Origin of the sequence: Nonomuraea sp. NPDC005730 (genome assembly GCF_040630865.1) — a bacterium.
In the GTDB taxonomy this organism is placed as follows: domain Bacteria; phylum Actinomycetota; class Actinomycetes; order Streptosporangiales; family Streptosporangiaceae; genus Nonomuraea.
In genome coordinates this window covers 53898-74366 of sequence record NZ_JBEXYK010000013.1, presented here as the reverse complement: position 1 = coordinate 74366, position 20469 = coordinate 53898, and the positions used below count along the sequence as shown (strand labels likewise).

The 20469-nt window shown below is 71.6% G+C and carries 19 protein-coding genes and 1 pseudogene; 10 read left to right on the top strand and 10 right to left on the bottom strand.

From position 1 onward, the window contains the following. Positions 1-68: 68 nt before the first annotated feature. From ABZ444_RS18405 to ABZ444_RS18395, 3 genes are all read right to left on the bottom strand, one after another. Complete coding sequence (locus ABZ444_RS18405; protein ID WP_357997832.1) at positions 69-1733, bottom strand: TROVE domain-containing protein; 1665 nt, start codon at positions 1731-1733, stop codon at positions 69-71. A gap of 948 nt (positions 1734-2681) precedes the next feature. After that, complete coding sequence (locus ABZ444_RS18400; RefSeq protein ID WP_357997829.1) at positions 2682-3518, bottom strand: serine protease; 837 nt, start codon at positions 3516-3518, stop codon at positions 2682-2684. A 29-nt stretch (positions 3519-3547) separates the two neighbouring features. Continuing rightward, positions 3548-5044: an alpha/beta fold hydrolase gene (locus ABZ444_RS18395; protein WP_357997826.1), complete on the bottom strand. Its 1497-nt coding sequence runs from the start codon at positions 5042-5044 to the stop codon at positions 3548-3550. Between the two features lie 198 nt (positions 5045-5242). Here ABZ444_RS18395 and ABZ444_RS18390 point away from each other — a divergent pair, with 198 nt between their 5' ends. Together ABZ444_RS18390 and ABZ444_RS18385 are read left to right on the top strand one after the other, a co-directional pair. Further along, positions 5243-5596 (top strand): hypothetical protein, encoded by a 354-nt coding sequence (locus ABZ444_RS18390; RefSeq protein WP_357997823.1) that lies wholly within the window; start codon positions 5243-5245, stop codon positions 5594-5596. Beyond that, on the top strand, positions 5593-6096 hold the full coding sequence (locus ABZ444_RS18385) for a MerR family transcriptional regulator (protein WP_357997820.1): 504 nt from the start codon (positions 5593-5595) through the stop codon (positions 6094-6096). Before ABZ444_RS18390 ends, ABZ444_RS18385 begins: the two co-directional genes overlap by 4 nt. 61 nt (positions 6097-6157) lie before the next feature. Here ABZ444_RS18385 and ABZ444_RS18380 read toward each other — a convergent pair whose 3' ends face one another. From ABZ444_RS18380 to ABZ444_RS18370, 3 genes and pseudogenes are all read right to left on the bottom strand, one after another. After that, the gene (locus tag ABZ444_RS18380) at positions 6158-6352 is read right to left on the bottom strand and encodes a hypothetical protein (protein WP_357998121.1); all 195 of its coding nucleotides are present in this window, start codon (positions 6350-6352) and stop codon (positions 6158-6160) included. 100 nt (positions 6353-6452) lie between these two features. Beyond that, a pseudogene (locus tag ABZ444_RS18375) lies at positions 6453-6986 on the bottom strand (LysR family transcriptional regulator); the annotation flags it as partial. A 62-nt stretch (positions 6987-7048) separates the two neighbouring features. Further along, on the bottom strand, positions 7049-7618 hold the full coding sequence (locus tag ABZ444_RS18370; RefSeq protein WP_357997817.1) for a TetR family transcriptional regulator: 570 nt from the start codon (positions 7616-7618) through the stop codon (positions 7049-7051). Between the two features lie 96 nt (positions 7619-7714). On the opposite strand from ABZ444_RS18370, the gene ABZ444_RS18365 reads away from it, so the two are divergent. Next, the gene (locus tag ABZ444_RS18365; RefSeq protein ID WP_357997814.1) at positions 7715-8407 is read left to right on the top strand and encodes an SDR family oxidoreductase; all 693 of its coding nucleotides are present in this window, start codon (positions 7715-7717) and stop codon (positions 8405-8407) included. On the opposite strand, the gene ABZ444_RS18360 is transcribed toward ABZ444_RS18365, so the two are convergent. Further along, a complete protein-coding gene (locus ABZ444_RS18360) occupies positions 8368-9198 on the bottom strand; it encodes an MFS transporter (RefSeq protein ID WP_357997811.1) in 831 nt (276 codons plus the stop codon). The two genes, ABZ444_RS18365 and ABZ444_RS18360, sit on opposite strands and share 40 nt — an antisense overlap. Positions 9199-9365: 167 nt before the next feature. On the opposite strand from ABZ444_RS18360, the gene ABZ444_RS18355 reads away from it, so the two are divergent. Together ABZ444_RS18355 and ABZ444_RS18350 are read left to right on the top strand one after the other, a co-directional pair. Continuing rightward, on the top strand, positions 9366-12812 hold the full coding sequence (locus ABZ444_RS18355) for a serine/threonine-protein kinase (RefSeq protein ID WP_357997807.1): 3447 nt from the start codon (positions 9366-9368) through the stop codon (positions 12810-12812). Between the two features lie 61 nt (positions 12813-12873). Further along, complete coding sequence (locus tag ABZ444_RS18350) at positions 12874-13722, top strand: hypothetical protein (protein ID WP_357997804.1); 849 nt, start codon at positions 12874-12876, stop codon at positions 13720-13722. Positions 13723-13869: 147 nt separating this feature from the next. Here ABZ444_RS18350 and ABZ444_RS18345 read toward each other — a convergent pair whose 3' ends face one another. Both ABZ444_RS18345 and ABZ444_RS18340 read right to left on the bottom strand, forming a co-directional pair. Beyond that, positions 13870-14358 (bottom strand): GNAT family N-acetyltransferase, encoded by a 489-nt coding sequence (locus tag ABZ444_RS18345; RefSeq protein ID WP_357997801.1) that lies wholly within the window; start codon positions 14356-14358, stop codon positions 13870-13872. A gap of 154 nt (positions 14359-14512) precedes the next feature. Next, positions 14513-14785, bottom strand: a complete 273-nt coding sequence (locus ABZ444_RS18340) for a hypothetical protein (protein WP_357997798.1) — start codon at positions 14783-14785, stop codon at positions 14513-14515. Positions 14786-14884: 99 nt separating this feature from the next. Between ABZ444_RS18340 and ABZ444_RS18335 the strand changes: the two genes are divergently transcribed. The 4 genes from ABZ444_RS18335 (at position 14885) to ABZ444_RS18320 (ending at position 18916) form a co-directional block, all read left to right on the top strand. Beyond that, positions 14885-16126, top strand: a complete 1242-nt coding sequence (locus ABZ444_RS18335; RefSeq protein ID WP_357997795.1) for a sensor domain-containing protein — start codon at positions 14885-14887, stop codon at positions 16124-16126. Then, the gene (locus ABZ444_RS18330) at positions 16114-16752 is read left to right on the top strand and encodes a response regulator transcription factor (RefSeq protein ID WP_357997792.1); all 639 of its coding nucleotides are present in this window, start codon (positions 16114-16116) and stop codon (positions 16750-16752) included. The genes ABZ444_RS18335 and ABZ444_RS18330 overlap by 13 nt, the downstream gene beginning before the upstream one ends. Before the next feature lie 181 nt (positions 16753-16933). Next, positions 16934-18292, top strand: a complete 1359-nt coding sequence (locus ABZ444_RS18325; protein WP_357997789.1) for an erythromycin esterase family protein — start codon at positions 16934-16936, stop codon at positions 18290-18292. Positions 18293-18388: 96 nt separating this feature from the next. Further along, complete coding sequence (locus ABZ444_RS18320) at positions 18389-18916, top strand: AQJ64_40280 family protein (RefSeq protein WP_357997786.1); 528 nt, start codon at positions 18389-18391, stop codon at positions 18914-18916. Positions 18917-18982: 66 nt separating this feature from the next. On the opposite strand, the gene ABZ444_RS18315 is transcribed toward ABZ444_RS18320, so the two are convergent. Then, the gene (locus ABZ444_RS18315; RefSeq protein ID WP_357997784.1) at positions 18983-19390 is read right to left on the bottom strand and encodes a helix-turn-helix domain-containing protein; all 408 of its coding nucleotides are present in this window, start codon (positions 19388-19390) and stop codon (positions 18983-18985) included. Between the two features lie 8 nt (positions 19391-19398). Here ABZ444_RS18315 and ABZ444_RS18310 point away from each other — a divergent pair, with 8 nt between their 5' ends. After that, positions 19399-20370, top strand: coding sequence for an NADP-dependent oxidoreductase (locus ABZ444_RS18310; RefSeq protein ID WP_357997781.1), 972 nt, complete (start codon positions 19399-19401; stop codon positions 20368-20370). The last annotated feature ends 99 nt before the right edge of the window (positions 20371-20469 follow it).

The window sequence follows — 20469 nt, the reverse complement described above, 5'->3', positions numbered from 1 at the left end:
CCGGCCGGGAATCTCTTCCTGACCGGGGCATACGTCTCCGGGAAATGGGAGTAACGCGTCACGCCTTTTCAGGTGCGAATGAATCCGTTGACGATGAGCGGGAGCGACGCGTCCAGGCCGACCACGTTCAGGACGCCTTCGTCGCCAGGATCGCCGATCGAATGTCCCGCTGCCGTCATCGCGGCGATGACCACGCGAGCGTCGGCGTTGACGGTGCGACGGTAGGCGTCGAGGGCCTGCGTCGGGTGGGAGCGTCCCGCCCAGGTCTCGTTGTCGGTGAAGACGATGATGCCGTCCACCTCCATGCGCTGGTCACGCGCCCACGTGAACGGCAGTGACAGGTCCGTGCCGCCGCCCGACGGCTGCCACGAGGCGATCTCGCGCAGGTTCGTGCGCGGGGTCACCTTCGAGGCGTGCACGGACGTGTCGACGTCGATGACGTGGAGGTTGCCCTTCTCGATACGCGACAGCATGACCGCCATCGCGTTGCCCACCTCGTACGGGGAGCCGATCGGGGAACCGCCCATCCGGACACCGCCGCCCCAGCTCATCGACCCGGACGAGTCGACGGCGACGAGCAGCCGCTTCCCGGACGGCTCGACCGCGCCGAACGACAGCTCGTACGTCTCCTCCAGCGCGTCGAGGACGGCCGGGACGGGCTGCCAGGTGTGCCGGTCGGCGCGCGGGTTGGGCTGCGCCTGCCCGGAGGCGTAGACGCGCATCGCGAGCCAGGCGTCCATCGGGTGGATGCGGGCGCGCAGGATCGCCTCCTGGTCGGTGAGCCGCAGCACCGCCCGCGACGTGGCGTCCGCCATCGGCTCAAGGGTGCCGAGCCGGGTCATGCGGGCCAGGTTACGGATGAGCGCGGTCAGGCCGACCGTCTCGATCAGCGCCTCCCACACCGACGGCTCCTTCAGAACCGAGTCCGGCAGGAACTCCCACGGCACCTTCGCCTCGATGACCACCCGGACCGCGTCCTCGGCGGTGGTGACGGCCTTCGCGGTGAGGAACCGGTCGACGGCGGGCAGCTCGTCGCGCGCCTCGTCATCGGAGATGTTGCCGGCGATCCAGCCGAACAGCGTCCTGCGCCGGTCGGAGTCGGCGACCGGGTGGGCGATCCGCAGCACGTCCCGCAGCGCGAACGCCTCGCCCTGCGGCGTCTTGCGCTGGGCTGCCTTGCACGCCTTGAACGCGACCGCGTCGGCCTCACCGGCGAGGAACCAGGAGCCGAGCGCCGTGCGCAGGCTCCGGCCCACCGTGGGCGCGGTGCCTCGACCGGTCGCCTTGCCGCCGAGGTTCTTGTAGTAGCCGAAGAACTGGGCCAGGTGGTCGGTGGTCCGGGCAACCTTCGCCAGCGCCGGCTTGGCCGCTTGGCGGGTGTCGGCGTCGCCCTTGGCGTAGCAGGCGGCGAGAGCGAACAGGGCTGGACGCTGCTTCGGCGCCCGCGGCGGCCGGGCCGTCGAGATGTCGGTGAGCAGCCTGACGACGCGCGGGCCGTCCTCGGCGATGGCCTGGAACAGCACGCCGGCGTTCTCGGCGGTCAGCCGGCTCTCACCCACGTAGTAGGTGCCGCCAGTGGTGCCGAGGATGAGGAAGTCCTCCAGCCTGCGCCACACGTCCTTGGCGAACACGTAGCCGCCGGCAGCGTTCCTCACCTGGTCGCTACGGCCGGGGATCGGGTGCGTCTGCGGGGTCGCGATCGCCGAAACGCCGGCGAGAGGGTCACGTGCCATCGTTGGCTCCTTCTGTTCGACCCGCCCGAGGGCGGATGTGACGAAGGGGAGCGGATGTGGTGATGTCCACCGGCCTTTATGACAGACGCTCTTCCAGCTGAGCTACCACCCGGCATTGCCGACCGGACGGGCAGGGCTCGAACCTGCGACAACCTGTTCCCGATAACCGACGAACTTCGACCCGCTCCCCTGCCTGTGCGCGTCAGCCTTGCCGGCGGTACGGATGTGGAGGTTCCGACCGGCCTTTTAGCGTGCTGCCAGTTACACCACGGGCCGCGAGTGCGGACCGCCGGGGCTCGAACCCGGACAACTCGAATGAGAATCGATAACCGATCAGGATTCGACCCGTACCGCCGGCAAGGCTGACGTGCGATCAGGTCTGGAACCGGCACGGATATGGGTGACCAACCGGCTGTTACGGTGCTCTGCCATTGAGCTACACGAACCGAAGTCCGTGACGGGATTCGAACCCGCAGCCACCGGCTCAAGAGGCGATGACCGACGAGATTCGACCCGTGCCAGCACCAGACCTGACCAGCTCGCGCGGCTCGGAAAGGCGCGGAAAGGCGCGGATGTGTGTGGCGGGCACCGGAGGGTTCTTTGTTGGAGAAAGATAACCGATGTCCATTCGACCCGCGCCTTTCCGGGTCTCGCGAAGCTGGTCCCCACAGTAGCGATCAACGTGCCGTATTACACCTGAATATTTCCGAAATGGGGAAATGTCGGTGCATCGTCCGGAGCGATGCACCGACCCGCCCGTGGTGAAGCGACGTCGCGGCACGACTGCGAGCAGCAGGCCGCATCAGTGCGCGGACGCTTCCGCTCTCGTGCGTCGTCCTGCCACCGAAGCTCTCGCCCGCACCCGTCCGAGCCGCACACCTTGACCTCGGGCAGCACTCCGCCCAGGCCCTGGCGCCAGAGCCGGGTCGAACAGGGTGAACAGCGGCGTCACCGTGCGGAGACCCGCGCGTCCGGCCTGGGCAGCAGGCAGCCGGGGCGTTCCAGGTCGAGCTTGTTCCCCGCTCTGACGCATGTGGCGAGCCAGTACGTCTGGGTTCCGTAGGCGATGCCCTTGTGCACGCTGATGGCACCGTCGCGGTTCATCTCGCATGGGTTGTCCAGCGTGCACCGGCCGCCGTCGTGGTTGCTGGTGTTGTTGATGCCGATGACCCTGCCGCTCCTGGCGTCGAGGATCGGGGATCCCGAGGTCCCGTGGTCCGTGTCGCACCGCGGCGTGTAACGGATGACGTCCTTGGTCACGTTGCCCACCTCCAGCACCCGGTAGACCAGCGTGTCGATCTCACACGAGAAGATCTTCTTCATGCTTCCGGAGACCACCCGGATGTCCGTGCCCGGTGTGGGACGCTCCGCCGACACCGTGAGCGGCCGGATCCGGTAGGCCCGCTCCAACTGCCGGTAGGTCATGTCCAGCTGGTACAGCGCGATGTCGGTGCCGGTCAAGGTCACATAGACCGCTCTGGCCACGTGCAGGGTGGCCACCGGCTCGCCGGCGGCGTCGAGCAGGTCGACCGCGCGGTGGGACGGCTGGTCCACCAGGACCTCGTCCGGCACCGGCCACGTGCCCTCGTAGCAGTGCCCGTTGGTCAGGACGAAGGCCCGGTCGTCGGCCGCGCTGACCGGCATCCGCACCAGCGATCCAGAGCAGCCGTCCACGTTGACGGTGCCCGCCAGGTTCACGGTCGCCGCCCGCGCCGGGAAGGCCAGCAGGTTGAGGCCGAGGACGGCGGCACCCAGTACCGCGCCGATTCGCCGAAACACACGCATCTCATGTCCGTTCATGGGAGGGGCCGCGGTCAGCGCGTACCGGGGCAGGTGCCCGCGGTGGTACGGCCGGTGCGGAAGAAATCGATCACCTTCGCGGCGCAGGGCAGCCGGCGCAGCGAGGCGTGCGTGTCGTCCTGAACCGTCAGCAACGTCCCGCCGACGGCTTTCCACGTGTCCACCGCCCAGGCGTACGGCGTGACGTCTTCGCCGATGTGGCCGGACAGTTGCAGTGGGCTGGTTCCCCTGACCGGCTTCCACGGGCGGGCAGGCCACGGCCACTCCCCGCACCAGGCGCTGCGCTCGAAATAGCCACCGGTCGCCGGGAAGGCGGCTCTCCGGGCCTGCGCGGCGGCCCACATCTGCTCGAAGTCGCGGCCGCCGGCACCCTCGTTGCAGAAGATCGCCTGGTACTGGATCAGGTTCAGGCCCAGAGGGGTCGCGTCGAAACCGAACACCTTCGCGGACGCTGGGGCGGGACGCGCCGACAGCGGGACGCCGCCTTCGCGGACGGTGGCGAGATCCCTGGCGGAGGAGATCCAGCCGCTCGGCCCTCCGCCGAGCATCGTCCTGACCCACTCGCCGTCGAGCACCGTGTTCTCGTCCACCTCACGTGGTTCACGGCGGAGCTCGTCACGCAGCGCGAATATGGTCTCGCGGACCTTGGCGTCGGTCGTCCCGAAGTGATACTCGCCGTCGTGCCGCGCCAGCCACGGGACGAACGCGTCGAAGCGCTTCTCGTTGAGGGCGTCCATCGTGGCGTCCATGGCGGCGAGGTCGATGACGGGTGGCATCACCGAGTCCACCCACATCGCGTTCACCCGGTGGTCGAACAGCGACCGGTAGTTCACGCCCACCGCGGTGCCGTAGGACACCCCGTAGAAGTTGATCTTCGATTCACCGAGGGCCGCGCGGATCGAGTCCACGTCCCGCGCTATGTTCGTGGTGGTCAACTGCTGGACGAAGGCGGGATCCTTGGCGGCGCACCGCTTGTTGTACGCGGCGGTCCCGGCGAATCCAGCCTTCGCCTCCTCCTTGGGCGACGTGCTGGACGGCGACTCCTGACCGCCCATCTCGTCCTCCGCGTCGCACTTGATCTTCTCGCTGTAGCCAACGCCCCTGGGATCGAACCCGATCAGGTCATGGTCGACGGCCAGCGGGCCGAGCTTGCTGGTGGCGTACGTCGCCGGCGCGTCGATGTTGCTGATGCCGGGACCGCCGGGACTGATGACCAGCACACCACGGCGTTTGCTCGGGTCGGCGGCCTTGATCCTGCTCACGGCGATCTTTGTCTTGCGACCCTGCGGGTTCGCGTAGTCCAGGGGAACCGTCAGCATGGAGCATTCGGTCCTGGTGTCGTCTTCGACGGGCCAGTCCTTGGCCGTCTTGGCGCATTCACGCCACGTCAGAGGTTCCTCGTCGGTGTGAGCGTCGGCCGCGCCGGCGACTCCGAAGCTCGCCAGGCCGATCAGGCACACGACCGCCACGCGCGCCGGACGATTACCTGGGAATACACGGGTGCTGAACATGGTCGCATCTTTCGACGGTCCTGCCCGCGCACCTCCAAGCGCGCGGGGCACGCCGTCAGGCGTACGTCGTCCACCCTGGAGGGCGGAGGTTCCCACACCGTCGCGACCCCGTATCAGCGGCCGCGCGGCCGTGTATCCGCCCTGTATCCGTCACAGGGGCTTGCATTCGGTACCCAGGTACCGGTTTACCGTCGTGATATGACACAGGACATCGCCTTTGACCAGGGATGGGCGCCCGCCGCCTGCACCCTGCCCACGGCGGAGCAGCCGCTGCGCGTGGCCGAGTTCGACGCCTTGTTCGCCGACGCGGTGCGAGGCGTGGCGCGGCCGGAGCGTACCCGGCTGCGCCTGGACCTCGTCCTCAGCCCGGACCACGCCGCACGGGCCGCCGAGCTCACGGCCAGAGAGAACGGCTGCTGTTCCTTCTTCACCTTCACCCTGACCGTCACCGGCGGCCGCCTGTCGCTGGAGGTGAGGGTGCCGCCCGAGCACGTCGACGTCCTGGACGCCCTGCAGGCCCGCGCGGTCGCCGAAGCGGGGCGGACGGCATGAGGCAGGACACGCAGGGGCTGGACAGGCCGTACCTGCGCAGCGGGCAGGTGGCCCAACGTGCCGGGGTCAACCTGCAGACCTTGCGCTACTACGAGCGGCGTGGCTTGATCGCCGAGCCGGCGCGCAGCCTCGGCGGCCACCGGGCCTATCCGCCGGAGACGGTCACGCTGCTGACGGTGATCAAGGCGGCGCAGCGGCTCGGGTTCACGCTGGAGGAGGTGGCCGAGCTGCTCGACACGGGGCGGCGCGGCCATCCCACCCCGGATCTGCGGGCCCGCGCCCTGGCGAAGATCTCCGAGGTGGAGGCGAAGATCGCCGATCTGACCACCATCCGCGCCGCGCTGGCCGAGGTGGTCTCGGCGGGTTGCGACAGCCTGACCCACTGCACCTGTCCCGACTGCCCGCTGCCCTTCGCCGACCTGGCCGAGGGCCGCCTGCCGGAGCGGACGGCGTCGTCACCGCCCTGCTCGGGCGGGTCCGACCGGACGGCGGGCGCGTGACCGCCCCGCGGCAGGTGGGCATGGGATCGCACCGCTGAGGAGAACGGGCGGACTCGGCAGGTCAGTTCCGGGGTGGGAGAGGGCCGAGGTCGCGGGCGATCCCGGCGAGGGCCCGGACGAGTTCGTTCTCCGTGTCGCTGCGCCAGACCAGGGCGTACGGCAGCGGCGCCATGTCGGTGACCGGCAGGTAGGTGATGTCCGGGCGGATCCGGTAGCGGGTCATGTGGGCGGGGAAGAGCACGACGATCTCGGCCATGCCGGCGAGCGATGATCGCGTCCTCGGTGTCGTGGACCAGGGGTCCGCGTTCGATCGTGCGGCCGCGGCCGGTCTCGCGCGGGATGGCGGCGTCGTACCAGTAGCCGGGCCGGGTGTCGGAGCGCGGGTGCTGGAAGTCCGCGGCGATCTCCAGGGAGACCGACGTGCGGCGGGTGAGCTCGTGGCCGGCGGAGACGGCGAGGACGCGCGGTTCGGCGAACAGGACCGGTCCGACGGTGAGGTCGGGTTCGTCGATGGGCGACCACGCGATCAGGACGTCGATGTCCCCGCGCCGCAGGGTGGCGAAGGCGTCGCTGGAGCGGCTGTTCTGCAGGCGTAGCTTCCACCGCGGGTGCCGATCGCGGAAGGCGTCCCAATGGGGGCGCAGGTCGTCGCGGAGCTGCTGCCCGACCGGCGACAGCCGTACGGTGCGGCTGTTGCGCTCGAACAACACCGCGCCGACCTGCCGCTCCTGCTTCTGGATCGCCTGGCTGATGCGGGCGGGTGACACGTGCAGCCGGGCCGCGGTGCGGCCGAAGTGCAGTTCCTCGGCCAGGGTCAGGAAGATCTCGATGTCACGTAGTTCCACGCCTGCCCTGCCTGCTCCTGCTGAAGATGAGCTTTCCGGACTCATCGTTGTTCCGGCTGTGCACTGTGGTTGATCCGCGAAACGCACGAATCACGTGCGGTGTCCCTCTAGGGAGTGGTCCGGTCGCCGGCCAGTGCCGTGCGTGCGGCGGCGAGGATGTCCTCCGACAGCGGGTCGCCCGCGGTGGCGCGGGCCAGGACGAGGGCGCCGACCATGGTGCACAGCCGTACGACGCCGTCCTGGTCGGCGGTGGCGAGCCAGGCCGCGGTGTCGCCGACCTGCTCGGTGAACACGCGGCGGGCCTCGGCGTCCCCGTGACCGCGGGCGATGTCCACGGCGAGCCCGGCGGCGGGGCAGCCGTCGGCGGCGTTGTCGCGGTGCGTGGAGGAGAGGTAGGCGTCCACGTACGCCGCCTGGGCGGCTTCGCGATCTCCCGCGTGCCGTTCGAGCGCGGTGGCGCGAACGTCGGCGTGCTCGTCGAAGGCGCGCGCGGTCGCCTCGCCGATGAGGGCTTCCTTGGAGGCGAACTGCTTGTAGAAGCCGCCGTGGGTCAGCCCCGCGGCCTTCATCAGGTCGGCGACGCTTACCTCGGTGCCCTGCTCGCGGAAGAGCCGGGACGCCGTGTCGACGACCCGCCGGCGGTTCTGCCGCGCCTGCGCCTGTGATCCGCGTCCCATCTGCGCCCCCTTGTCGGATGTCAGTCGTCATCTATCCTATGCTGCGACAGATAGATTACCGTCATAATCTATTCCATCCGCATCAAGGAGACAGGCATGGTTCTGAACGGCGCGGTCGCGGTGGTCACCGGTGCGAACCGGGGTCTGGGACGCCACCTGGCCGCACAACTGCTGGACCGCGGCGCATCGGTCTACGCGGCCGTCCGCCGCCCCGACGACCTGGACCTGCCAGGAGTCACCCCGCTGCTCCTCGACGTCACCGACCACGCGTCGATCCGGGCTGCCGCGCGGATCGCCGCCGACGCCACCCTCCTGATCAACAACGCCGGGATCTCCACCGGCACGCCTCTCATCGGCGGCGACCTCGACGCGGTGCGCCGGGAACTGGAGACGAACTTCTACGGCCCCCTCGCCGTCACCAGAGCGTTCGCCCCGGTCATCGAGGTCAACGGCGGAGGTGCGATCCTGAACATCCTGTCGGTGATCTCGTGGTTGCACCCGGCGCGAGCCGGGGCGTACGCGGCAGCGAAGGCGGCCGCGTGGGCACTGACCGACGCGGCCCGCGAGGAACTCCAGCCCAGGGGGATCAGCGTCTCGGCACTCCATGTCGGCTTCATGGACACCGACATGACCGCCGGGCTGGACGGTGTCCCGAAGGCCGACCCCGCCGACGTCGCCACCCAGGCACTCGACGGACTCGCCACCGGCCAGGCCGAAATCCTGGCCGACGACCTCACCCGCCAGATCCGTCAGGCTCTGGCACGAGGCCCCGTCCCGACCGGCAGGTGATCGCCCGGCGCGAGCCGGACCGGCCGTTCTGCGCGCCGCCTGCTGCCGCTCCCGGCCGGAGTCACGCGGCGGGTGCGGCTACGTCGGCGGCCGCGAGCGCGGCGGGGGTGGCGGCCTTCAGGAACGGCACGATGACGGCCAGGGCTGCGACGGCGAAAAGGGCGAAGGCGGCCTGCCTGCCGAGCCACTGGGCGAGCAGCCCGACCAGGCCCGCCCCCAAGGGCATGGCGCCCCAGCATGCCGGGGTGGACGAGGCGCTGGCTGATGGTGCGGGCGTTGACGGTCCACAGGATGCCGCCCATGCCGCCGAGGAAGGCGGCTGCGGCCACGATCCACAGGTTGGTGGTGAACACGGGCGCGGCGACCATGGCGGCGGTGCCGATCAGGTCGGCGAGCATCGACCAGCGGCGTCCGAGCAGGCGGTTGATCGTGGTGACGGTGATCGCGCCGACCAGGCCGCCTGCGCCGAGCGCGCTGAGCAGCAGGCCGTACTGGGCGGGCTCCAGCTTCATCAGCTGGGTCACGACCAGGGGGACGAGGGCCAGCCAGGCGCCCCAGCAGGCGCTGAGTACGGTCAGGGCGAGCGCCATCAGGCGGAGCAGCGGCTGCCGCCACAGGCAGCGCAGTCCTTCGGCGCGCAATAATGCTGCCCGTGGCGACAGCATCCGCAACAACTTCGACGACGACAGCACCGCCTGGATTCCCGTCGGATACGGAGAGTGTTCGACGGTGAGCGGCCTGCTGCGGCCGTCCGCCGGAGGGGAGATCAGGCGCCGCTCGGCGTGATCCATTCGGTCAGTTCGACGACGATGCCGTTGGGGTCGCTGAGGCGGACCAGCCATGGTGCGTAACCGCAGACTTGACACCGGTCGGCGGCGCTTCGCGCATGGCGTGCGGTCCCCTGCGGGCGGCCGGTCGGGCATTGACGTTCGTGACGGTCTCGCGCGCACAATGGGTCGTGGCTTGGAGCCCGCTCCTCGACGGTGACCCCCGGCGCATCGGCGCGTACACCCTCGCGGGGCGTCTCGGCGCGGGTGGCCAGGGGGTCGTCTACGAGGCGTACGGGCCGGCCGGTGACCGGGTGGCGGTGAAGGCGCTGCACGCCGGGGCGGCCTCCCTCCGCCCACCCGACGGCGAGGTACGGGCGTTGTCGAGGATCGCCCCCTTCTGCACCGCCAGGATCCTCGACTTCGACCTGGCGGCCGAGCGGCCGTACATCGTCAGCGAGTTCGTGTCGGGGGCGAGCCTGCGCGCGGCCGTCCAGGAGCACGGCCCCTTCCACGGCGACGAGCTGCACCGGCTGGCGGTGGGGGTGGCCACGGCCCTGGTGGCGGTCCACCGCGCGGACGTGGTGCACCGCGATCTCAAACCGGACAACGTGCTGCTGGGCCCCGACGGGCCCCGCGTCATCGACTTCGGCATCGCCCGGCTGCTCACCGGCTCGATCACCCCCGGCGGCGCCGTCGGCACCCCGCTCTACATGGCCCCCGAGGTGCTGCGCGGCGCCCCCGCGGGACCTGCCGCCGACGTCTACGGCTGGGCGGCCGTCATGGTGTACGCCGCGTCGGGCCGTCCGCCGTACCGGGCGCAGGCGCACACCGTCCCGCTGCCGGAGCCGCTCCGCGCGCTCGTGGACGCGGGGCTGGCCGAGCGGCCGGAAGAGCGTCCGGCGGCCCGCGACCTCCTGCTCGGGCTGCTGGAACACCGGGCCGCCCACGGGAGCCTCATGGAGGCCGGCAGCCGGGCGGCGGGCGTCCTCGCCGTCCGGAACGGCGCCGAACGGCCACCGCTCGGCGAGCGCGCCGAGCGGGCGTTCGCGGCGTTGCCCGAGCCCGCGCAGGCCGCCGTCCCCGGCCTCCTGGTACGCCTGGTCGGCCCCGGCGACCAGCTCAGATCCGCCGCCCTGGACGAACTCGGCGACGACCCGGCGGCACCCGTCGCCGTCGAGGCCCTGCGCCGGGCGGGGATGCTGACCGGCGACGCGAACGGCGTGCGCATCGCCTCGCCCGCCCTGCCCGTCGCCTGGCACCGGCTGCGCGGCTGGCTGGCCGACGAACGTCCCGGCCTGGCCGATCTCGAACGACTGCGCGACGCGGCCCGGGCATGGGCGGCGAACGGGCACAAGGACGCCGACCTGCACCAGGGCTCCGCGCTCGAACGCGACCACCGCTGGGCCGGCCAGACCAGGCGGCACCTGCGGCTCAACCCGGTCGAACGGCGGTTCCTCGCCGCCTCGGCCGCGCTGGCGGGCCGCCGCAGGCGGCGCCGGGCTCTGCTGCTCGCCCTGCTCGCCGCGCTGCTCGCGGTGGCGGCGGTCCTGGGCGCGCTGGCCGAGACGCAGCGACGTACCGTCACCGGGCAGCGGGACGAGGCGATCGCCCGCGGGCTCGCCGCGCGGGTGCCCGCGCTGCGCCTGCACACGCCCACCACGGCGATACAGCTCAGCCTCGCCGCCTGGCGCCTGTCCCCCGTGCCCGAGGCGCGGCTCGGGCTGCTGGCCTCGCTCGGCCAGGCCGACGTCAGTACGGGCATCGACGGCAGGTACGTCGCCGTGTCGGCCCGAGGGCACGTCCTGACCTGGGACAGCGACGGCGCGACGGTCCGCGACCCGGCCACGCGCCGGACGCTGGGCACGATCGCCTCGCCCGGATGTTGCGCGAACAGCTTCCTCAGCCCGGACGCCTCCCTCCTGCTCGCCATCGACGCCTACCAGTCCAGGGCCCGCCTGTTCGGCGTGCGCGACGGCCGCCTGCGGCACGAACTGCCCCTGGTCGGCAACGGAGCGGTCTTCGCCGCCGGGGGCGGCAGGGCGGCGGTCTTCACGTACGACTCCGGCAGGCCGGTCTCGGTCCTCGACCTGCGCCGCGGCACCGTCGTGAGCACGCTGACCAGGAAGACGGTCACGGCGGCGGCCCTGAGCCCCGACGGGTCCACCCTCGCGCTGGCCGGCGCGGACCGCCGGGTGGAGCTGGTGGACCTCGCGTCGGGACGGACGGCACGCGTCTTCACCGTCCCGCCCTCCGACGACGAGATCCGCGCCCTGCGCTTCACCCCGGACGGCAGGACCCTGATCAGCCACGCCGTCGAGCTCCGTTTCTGGGACACGGGCACCGGCGCCGAGCTCGCCGGCCACGCCGCGGCCGGGGAGCACGTGGAGAGCTTCGCCACGGACCCCGGCGGGCGGTGGCTGGCGACCGCGAGCAGCCAGGGGTTGCGGCTCTGGGACGTACGCGCCCGCCGGTCGGCGACCGTCGTACCGGGCCTGCCGTCCCTGGTGGAGGAGCTGGCGTTCACCGGCGACGGCCGCGGCCTGGCCTACACGGTACGGCCGGGCGGCGTACGGTTCGCCGACGTCGCCGCCTGGACCGCGCCCGATCGGCTGGGCGGGGAGGCCGTGCAGGCGGCGCTGGCGGTCGGGGCGGGACGGGCCGCAACGGCCGGGCCGGACGGCGTACGGGTGTGGGACCTGCGCACCCGCCGCCAGGTCGGGCCCACCCTGGTCTTCCAGGGCACGGAGGCGACCTCGCCGTGCGCCGCCTCGAACGACCCCGAGCACGCGGTGACCCTCAGCCCGGACGGCGCCACCCTCGCGGCGGTCACCCCGGACGGAGCCGTACGGATCAGCGACGTCGCCACCAGCCGCGAACTGGCCCGCCTCTCCCGCCGCCCGCCCCGCCGGACGGGTGACCTGTGGCGGGTCGGCGACCTCACGTTCGGCCCCGACGGCAGGACGCTCGCCGCCGCCACGACCTACCGCGCGGCCGGCACCTGCCAGGAGGAACGGGCCACCCAGCTCTGGACCGCCACCCCCTCCTGGCGGCCGGCCCACACCGTGAACGCGACCTACGGGAGTTTCGCCTTCCTCCCCGGCGGCCGGGAAGTGGTGGCACGCGACGACGACGGGCTCGTGCTCCTCGACGTCGCCTCCGGGCGGACGGCCCGGCGGATCACCACCGACGCCGTCGGCGGGTCGCTGAGCGGCCTCGCGCCCGACCCCCGGTACGCCCTCACCGGCGTCAACGCGCTGTACCTCGCCGATCTGCGTACGGGCCGCCTCATCGAGCCGCCGCTGGTCAGCGAGGCCGGCGTCGACGCCGCCGCCTCCTCCCCCGACGGCCGCACCCTCGCCACCGTCGACAGGGACCAGCGCATACGCGTACGCGACACCTCCACCGGCCAGGTCGCCGACCTCCCGTTCCCCGGCACCGCGGGCCCCGTGCTCGCCCTGTCCTTCTCCCCCGACGGCCGCACCCTGTACGCGCTGACCGGCGACGGCGCCCTGTTCACCTACGTCACCGACGGCCCCCGCGCCGCCGTCCTGCTGTGCACCCGCGTCGGCGGCCACCCTTCCCGAACCGACTGGTCACGCTACGTCCCGGACGCCCCGTACCGCGAACTCTGCTGAAGGGCGCGCATGGCATCCATGCGGGGCCGCAGTCCCCGAACATGCGGAGTCGGCGACCGTCGTGCACTCGCGCGAGGCCGGTGACCTGGGCCCCCGCCTGGTCATCACCTACACCCGGCCGACCCTGTGCGGAGCGTCCTTCGCCGCCGAGACCGGCGAGACCTATCAGCAGGCGCTGGCTCGCGAGGACTCCCTGTTCGGCGGGCTGAAGGCGGTCCGCGTCTTCTACGGCGGCCTGCCCGACCCCTGGCCCGGCAAGCTGAACGCGGGCAAGCGCCCCATGGTCATCTCGTTCAAGGCCGCCCCCGCCGCGATCGTCGCCGGGACCCACGACGCCGCGATGCGCGCCTGGTTCGCCGCAGCACCACCCGACCAGGACATCTACTGGACCTACTACCACGAACCCGAGGACAACATCAGAAACGGCGAGTTCACCGCCGCGGCCTACCGTCAGGCCTGGGGCCACCTCGCCGCGCTGGCCGACGAGGCGGCCAACCCCCGTCTGCGAGCCACACTCATCCTGATGGGCTGGACGGTCGACCCGGCCTCAGGCCGCGACTGGCACGACTACTACCCCGGCAGCACCGCCATCGATGTCCTGGCCTGGGACGTCTACAACTACGACACCACCGCCGCCAAAGGCCAGTACCTCACCCCGGCCACCCTGCTCGACCGTACGTACGCCGTCAACCAGGCCGAGAACCTCCCGCACGGCGTGGCCGAACTCGGCAGCCACATCGCCGCAGGCGACGACGGCACCCGCCGCGCCGCCTGGCTCGGGCAGATGACCGCGTACCTCAGCCGGCACGCCTCCTTGTGGGCCCTCTACTTCGACCTCAACTGGTCCACCGGCGACTACCGCCTGCGCGACCCGGCGGGCCGCGCCGCCTGGACCTCCTTCTGCGCCTGACCATCCCGCCGGCGCGCGTCATCAGGCCGGAACTCGGCACAGCCCGGCTGCTCGGCCAGGCGCCGCCGCGCCCGGCCGGCGCGGCGCGCAAGGTCGTTCAGCGGTGCGCGGTGCCCGCGGTGCGGCCGGGCGCGTCGCGGGAACCGGTCACAGAGCGCGGTACATGATGTGCAGTCCGACGTAGCCCTTCGCCGGACTGCAGAAGCCCTCCGGCACGGTGCAGAGCACCTCGAATCCGAGCCGCCGGTACAAGCGCACCGCCGTCTCGTTGGTCTCCACGACCGCGTTGAACTGCATCGAGCGGAAACCCATGTCGCGGGCCCACTCGATGGTGTACTCGCACAGCGCGCGGCCCACACCGCGTCCGGAATGCGCTGGATCGACCATGTAGCTGGCGCTCGCGACGTGCGAGCCGTTGCCCATCTGGTTGTTGTTCATCTTCGCGGTGCCGAGGATCATCCCGTCGTCGTCGACCGCGACGACCGTACGATTCGGGGCGGGCAGCAACCACCAGCCGCGCCCCTCTTCCTGACCGAGATCGAGCGGATAAGTGAAGGTCTCACCGGCAGCGACGATCTCGCGGAAGAACGGCCAGATGGCCGACCAGTCGTCCAGGGTGGCTTCTCTGATCAGCATCCGCCCAATATACCGGCGGCCCCGAACGTCTCCCGGCGACGGCGAGCCCGCCTCCGTGGCCCGGTGTCCCGTTCCGTTCTTGCCGGTCACGACGTAGACCGAGCCGGCTTGTAGTCGAACATCTCGGTGACGCCGGTGAGGGGGACGACGTGGTTCATGTCTTGCGCCTGCTCACGTGGTGCACGATGAGGGCGGCGACGCACACGACGACGACGCCGCCCGAGGCCAGGCCGAGCGGCCAGGCGCGGCCGATGCTGTTGGCGATCAGGTTGACGACCGCGCCGGCCATCAGGACGAGCCAGAGCAGGGCGCGCAGCGCGAGAGCGCCTCTGCTCAGCGGGGGCCTGCGCGCTGCGTGCCGGGATGTGGTGGCCCGGGGGGTGGCGGGGTCGGAGTCAGGGCTGGAGATGCGGTAGGGGTCGGTCATGGCCAGAACTCTAGAAATGGGCCCGATCTACGGAAATCCCGCACGCTACCTGGCCGCGGTACAGCGGGCTGGAGCAAGCTGTGTCCTCTTTCACCTACTATGGCACCAGTGTTGCGGGGAATCCTTGAAAGTCTGGAACGGCTGGCCGGAGGGCTGGGCACCGCGTTCATGGCCGTCGTCGTCTCGCTCTGCTGGCTGGTGGTGGCCGCGTTGAGCCTGGTGGGGGTCGGGCTGGCGCTGGTGCCGGCGATGATCGCGATGACCAGGGGCGCGGCCGAGTGGGAACGCAGGCGCCTGGCCGGCGCGGGTGTCGAGATCGTCAGCCCGTACCGGCTGCCTGCCGAGCAGCTGCCCAGAGGCTGGGCGGCCAGGATGCGGGAGGCCCGTGCCGACCCGGCGACCTGGCGCGACCTGGGCTGGCTGGCCCTCTACGCCGTGGTGGGCCCGGCCTGCGGCCTGCTCGGGCTGGTCATGCCGGTGGCGGCGCTGCGGGAAGTCACGTACCCGCTCTACTGGCAGTTGCTGTCGCGCGAGGATCAGCTCACCAACTTCGCCATCCCGGTCACCACCTGGCCGGGCGCGATCGCCACCTCGGTGATCGGCATGGCCGTCGTGGTCGCCCTGGCCCGTCTCTTCCCCGTGCTGGCGCGGCTGCAGGCGCTGCCCGCCAGAAAACTGCTGGTCCCGCACGCCTCGATCGACTTGTCGCAGCGCATCGCGCAGCTGACCGTGACCCGCGCGGGGGCGCTGCGCGCACACGCCGTCGAGCTGCGCCGGATCGAGCGGGCCCTGCACGACGGCGCGCAGAACCGGCTGAACGCGGTCGTGGTCACGGTGGCCGCGGCCGAGCGTGCACTGCAGCGCGATCCCGCCCTGGCCGCGCACGCACTGGAACGTGCCAGGAACGCGGCCGAGCAGGCGCTGGCGGAGCTGCGCGGCGTGGTTCGCGCGATCTTGCCGCCGATCCTGGAGGAGAAGGGGCTTCCCGGCGCGCTGGACGCGCTGGCCGCCGGATGCTCGGTGCCCTGCCGGGTACGGGTGGGTGAGCTCGCCGAGGTGCCGTTGTCGGTGGAGAGCACCGCCTACTTCACCGTGGCCGAGGCGCTGACCAACGTGGGCAAGCACAGCGGCGCCCAGCACGCGGAGGTCGTCGTCGAACGTGCAGGCCCGTTGCTGCGCGTCCAGGTGCAGGACGACGGCAAGGGCGGCGCCCGTGATGGCGCGGGCACCGGGCTGGCCGGCATCCGCCGCCGTGTCGAGGCCCATGACGGAACGATGACCCTGACCAGCCCCGATGGGGGGCCGACTGTGATCGAGGTGGAACTGCCGTGCGAGTCGTGATCGCTGAGGATGACGCGCTGCTGCGCGAGGGCCTGGTGCTGCTGCTGAGCGGGGAGGGCATCGAGGTGGCCGCGGCCGCGAGCGACCCCGAGGGGTTCCTGGCCGCGGTCGAGGAACACCGGCCCGATGTGGCGGTGGTGGACGTGCGCATGCCGCCCACCCACACCGACGAGGGCATCCGGGCGGCCGTGGCGGCCAAGCGCCTGCAGCCGGGCCTGGGGGTGCTGGTGCTGTCGGCGCATGTCGAGCAGGCGTTCGCGACCGACCTGCTGGCCGACGGCACGCACGGGGTCGGCTATCTGCTCAAGGAGCGGGTCGGCAAGGTCGAGCAGTTCCTCGAGGCGCTGAACCGGGTCGCCGGCGGCGGCACCGCCATCGACCCGGACGTGGTGGCCCAGCTGTTCACCCGCCGCCGCGACCCCCTGGCGGAGTTCACCCCGCGCGAACGCGAGGTGCTCGCGCTGATGGCCGAAGGACTGGGCAACCTGGCCATCGCCGACAAGATGGTGATCACCGAGGGAGCGGTGCACAAGCACATCCGCAACATCTTCGCCAAACTCGGCCTGGCTCCCAGCGACCGTATGGACCGCAGGGTCGCCGCCGTGCTGCGCTACCTCGGCGCCTGAAGCCGGCCTCTGACACCCGGCCTCTGGAGAACAGCCTCTGGGAAACGCCTTGTGAGCCGGGCCAGGGTGGCGTGCGGTAGCCAGCACCACCATCGACCGGCCAGCGGCCGGGATCGAAACCGCCCGCGCCGCTCCCTACGTTGGTGATTGCTTCATCCGACACCCAACGTAAGGATCTGTCTTGACGAGCAACACTCTGCGTCGTACCGTGCCGGTCACCCTGGCGCTGGCGGCCTGTCTGACGAGCCTGAGCGCTCCGGCATTCGCCACCCCTGCCCCCGCCTCCGCCGGCGTCGCCACGGCGGCCGTCGGCACCGGCCAGGAGCGGGTGGTGGCGGACCTGGAGCGCAACGCTCAGGAACTGCGCAGCACCGTCCCGGGCGGCCCGTCCGGCGACCTGCGAGCGTTGTCGGCGATGACCAAGGGCGCCACCATCGTGGGGATCGGCGAGGTCACGCACGGCTCGAAGGAGCTGTTCACGCTGCGGCACCGGATGTTCCGGCACCTGGTGCAGACCCAGGGCTTCACCACGCTGGCGCTGGAGGCGACCTGGTCGGCCGGCGTCCGCCTGGACGCGTACGTGCGCACCGGCAAGGGCGACCTGCGCACGATCATGGCCGAGGAGTTCCAGCAGTCCTACCGCTCGTGGAGGACCCAGGAGTGGATGGACCTGTATGAGTGGATGCGCGACTACAACCGCACCGCCGCACGCAAGCTGCGCGTGATGGGATCCGACATCGGCGACGTCAATCCCGAGCAGTACCGGCGCATCCTCGCGTGGGCCGAGAAGCACCAGCCGTCGCTGGCGCCCGAACTGCGTCGCCGCTACGCGGGCCTGCTCGCCCTGCCCGGCGGTGTGGAGGAACGGATGAACACCCTGGCCGCACTGCCGGCCGAGCGGCGCACCGCCCTGGCCGGCGACGCTCAGGCCGCCTACCGCCTGCTGGACAAGAGCGGCAAGGCGAGCCCGCGGGTCCTGCAGGAGGCCCGCGTCATCGTCCAGATGACCACCATGTACGCACTGGACGGGTCGGCGCTGCACCGTCACCGTGACCGGGCCATGGCCGAGAACACCATGTGGTGGCAGCGCGACACCGGCACCAAGACGGTGGCGGCCGCGCACAACGGGCACATCGGCTACGTCTCGGCCTGGCCCGACCTGTACCCGGTCACCCAGGGCGCCGTCCTGCGCTCCCTGGCCGGCACCTCCTATGTGGCCATCGGCACCACCATCCACAGCGGCCGCTTCCGCGCCACCGACCCCAAGACCGGCCAGGTCGCAGTCTTCGACACCGGCGCCCCTGTCCCGGCCAGCAGCGAGGCCGTCCTGGACCGGGTGCGCCACCGCGACTACTACGTGGACCTGCGCCGCGCCGGACGTACCCCGTCCACCCGAGCGTGGCTGGACACCGCCCGTCCGACCTTCACCATCCCGGCCACGTACGTGCCCGAGCAGTTCAACCGGCCGCTGGCCCTGGGAGCGGCCTTCGACGTGATCGTGCACCTCAACCGGGTCGATGCAGCCACCCCGCTGCGCTGACCCTCCTTCCCGCGGGCTGGGCGGCCGATGGTGAAGCAGGTCGCCCGGCCGCCCGGCAAGAGACGCCATGCAGACTGTCAACACACAGTGATCACAGTGTTGACCGTCGAGGGCCGCCGGGGCGCTGAGGGCGTCTGCCGCCCTTCGAGAAAGGCGATCTTGCACCCGCTGTTCGGGGGGCACGGCGCGCTCGCGGGCGACGACGGCGTCGGCGAGCGCCAGAATGGCATCGCCGGCAGGGGACGTGAGCTGGGAGTGGACATGGACGCAGTGGTGGAGTGGGTGAACGCGCGCGAGAGACTGCCGAGGGACGGCATGCCTGTAGCGGCGGCGATTACGGGCCGTTACCCAGCCGGAGGCGGGGCAGCGCCCGGAGCCGCGTCCGGACCGGACTTCTGGCTGGTGATGCCCATGTACTTCACCACCCTCCACATCGGCGAGGACGGGACCGAGTACCGGGAGTGCTTCATCGACTCCGACCGGATCATCCGTCTGCCCTACGGCCGCCCCTGTGCCGAACCCGTCACCCACTGGGCGTACCTGCCCACTCTGCCTGGCATGACCGTGCACCACTTGGAAGGTGAAGGGGCGCTCACCGCCCTTCGTCATGTCCGGGACGAGTGACCTCTTGCAGCGCGTCCCCAAGAGTGAGCGAGCGCGCCTGTGCCCCTGGCGATCGCGGGCGGGTGCTCACCGTGCCGTCATCGGTTCTGGTGCGTTGTGGGCGCGACGGTAGGCCAGGGGTGACAGGCCCAGGTACGTGTTGAAGTGCTTGCGCAGGGCGACGGGGTCGCCGAAGCCGCAGGCGGTGGCGACCCGCGCAACGCTCATATCTGTGGACTCCAGCAGCAGGCGCGCGTGCGCCAGCCGACGCTGGGCCAGCCACTTCTGCGGGCTGCTGCCCACCTCGCTGCGGAACCGCCGGGTGAAGGTGCGCACGCTCATGTGCGCGTGCCGGGCCATGTCCTCCAGGGTGACCGGCTCGGCCAGCCGGTCCAGCGCCCACTGCCGGGTCGCCGAGGTGGAACGGTCGGTGTCCGGCGGAACCGGGTGCTCGATGAACTGCGCCTGCCCGCCTTCGTGCCACGGCGCCACCACGCAGTGCCGTGCGGCGGACGAGAGCCACCGCCGCCCCGTGGTCCAGACGGGAGTTCGGCAGGCCGGAGGTGCTGACCGTCGAGGAGGTCGCGCGCCCTGAGCCGCTGCCGACCGAGGTGCTGGTGCGGGTGCACGCCGCCGGCGTCAACCCGGTGGACTGGAAGACCCGCGAGGGTCATGGCCTGGCGGGGCTGCAGACGTTCCCGCTGATCCTGGGCTGGGACGTCTCCGGTGTCGTCGAAGAGGTCGGCTTCGGCGTCACCACGCTCGCGCCCGGCGACGAGGTGTACGCCATGCCGTGGTTCCCGCGCGCCGCCGGCGGCTACGCCGAGTACGTGACCGCACCGGCCCGCCAGTGGGCCCGCAAGCCGTCCACCCTCGACCACGTGCACGCGGCCGCCGTGCCGCTGGCGGCGCTGACCGCCTGGCAGGCCTTGGTCGACACCGCCCACGTGCAGGCCGGCCGGCGCGTCCTGATCACGGCCGCCGCCGGCGGGGTCGGTCACTTCGCGGTCCAGTTCGCCCGGCACCTGGGCGCCCACGTGATCGCCACCGCCCGCGCCGCACGCCATCCCTGGCTCAAGGAGCTCGGCGCCGACGAGACCATCGACTACACCACCACCCGCTTCGAGGACGCCGCCACCGACGTCGACGTCGTCATCGATCTGGTGGGCGACGCCCATGACCGGACCAGCACCCGATCCCTCAAGGTCCTGCGTCCCGGAGGCCTGCTGGTCGCCTTCGTGGCCGGTGTATCCCCGGAGCTGGCCCAGGCCGCCGAGGCGGCCGGCGTACGCGTCACTCCGTACCTGGTCGAGCCGGACGGCGCGGCGCTGACCACGATCGCCGGCCTGATCGACGCCGGCGAGGTCGCCGTCGAGGTGGCGGAGACCTTCCCGCTGGAGCAGGCCGGCACGGCCCACGCCCGTCTCAAGGCCGGCCGCACCCGCGGCAAGCTTGTCCTCACGGTGACCGACTGACCGTGAGGGCGGAGGGGAGCGCTTCCCCTCAGGGTTCACCCCACCGACTGACTGAGCCGGGGTTCTCAGCTGGGTCCACCTGCTCTGGCCGGGAAGCGC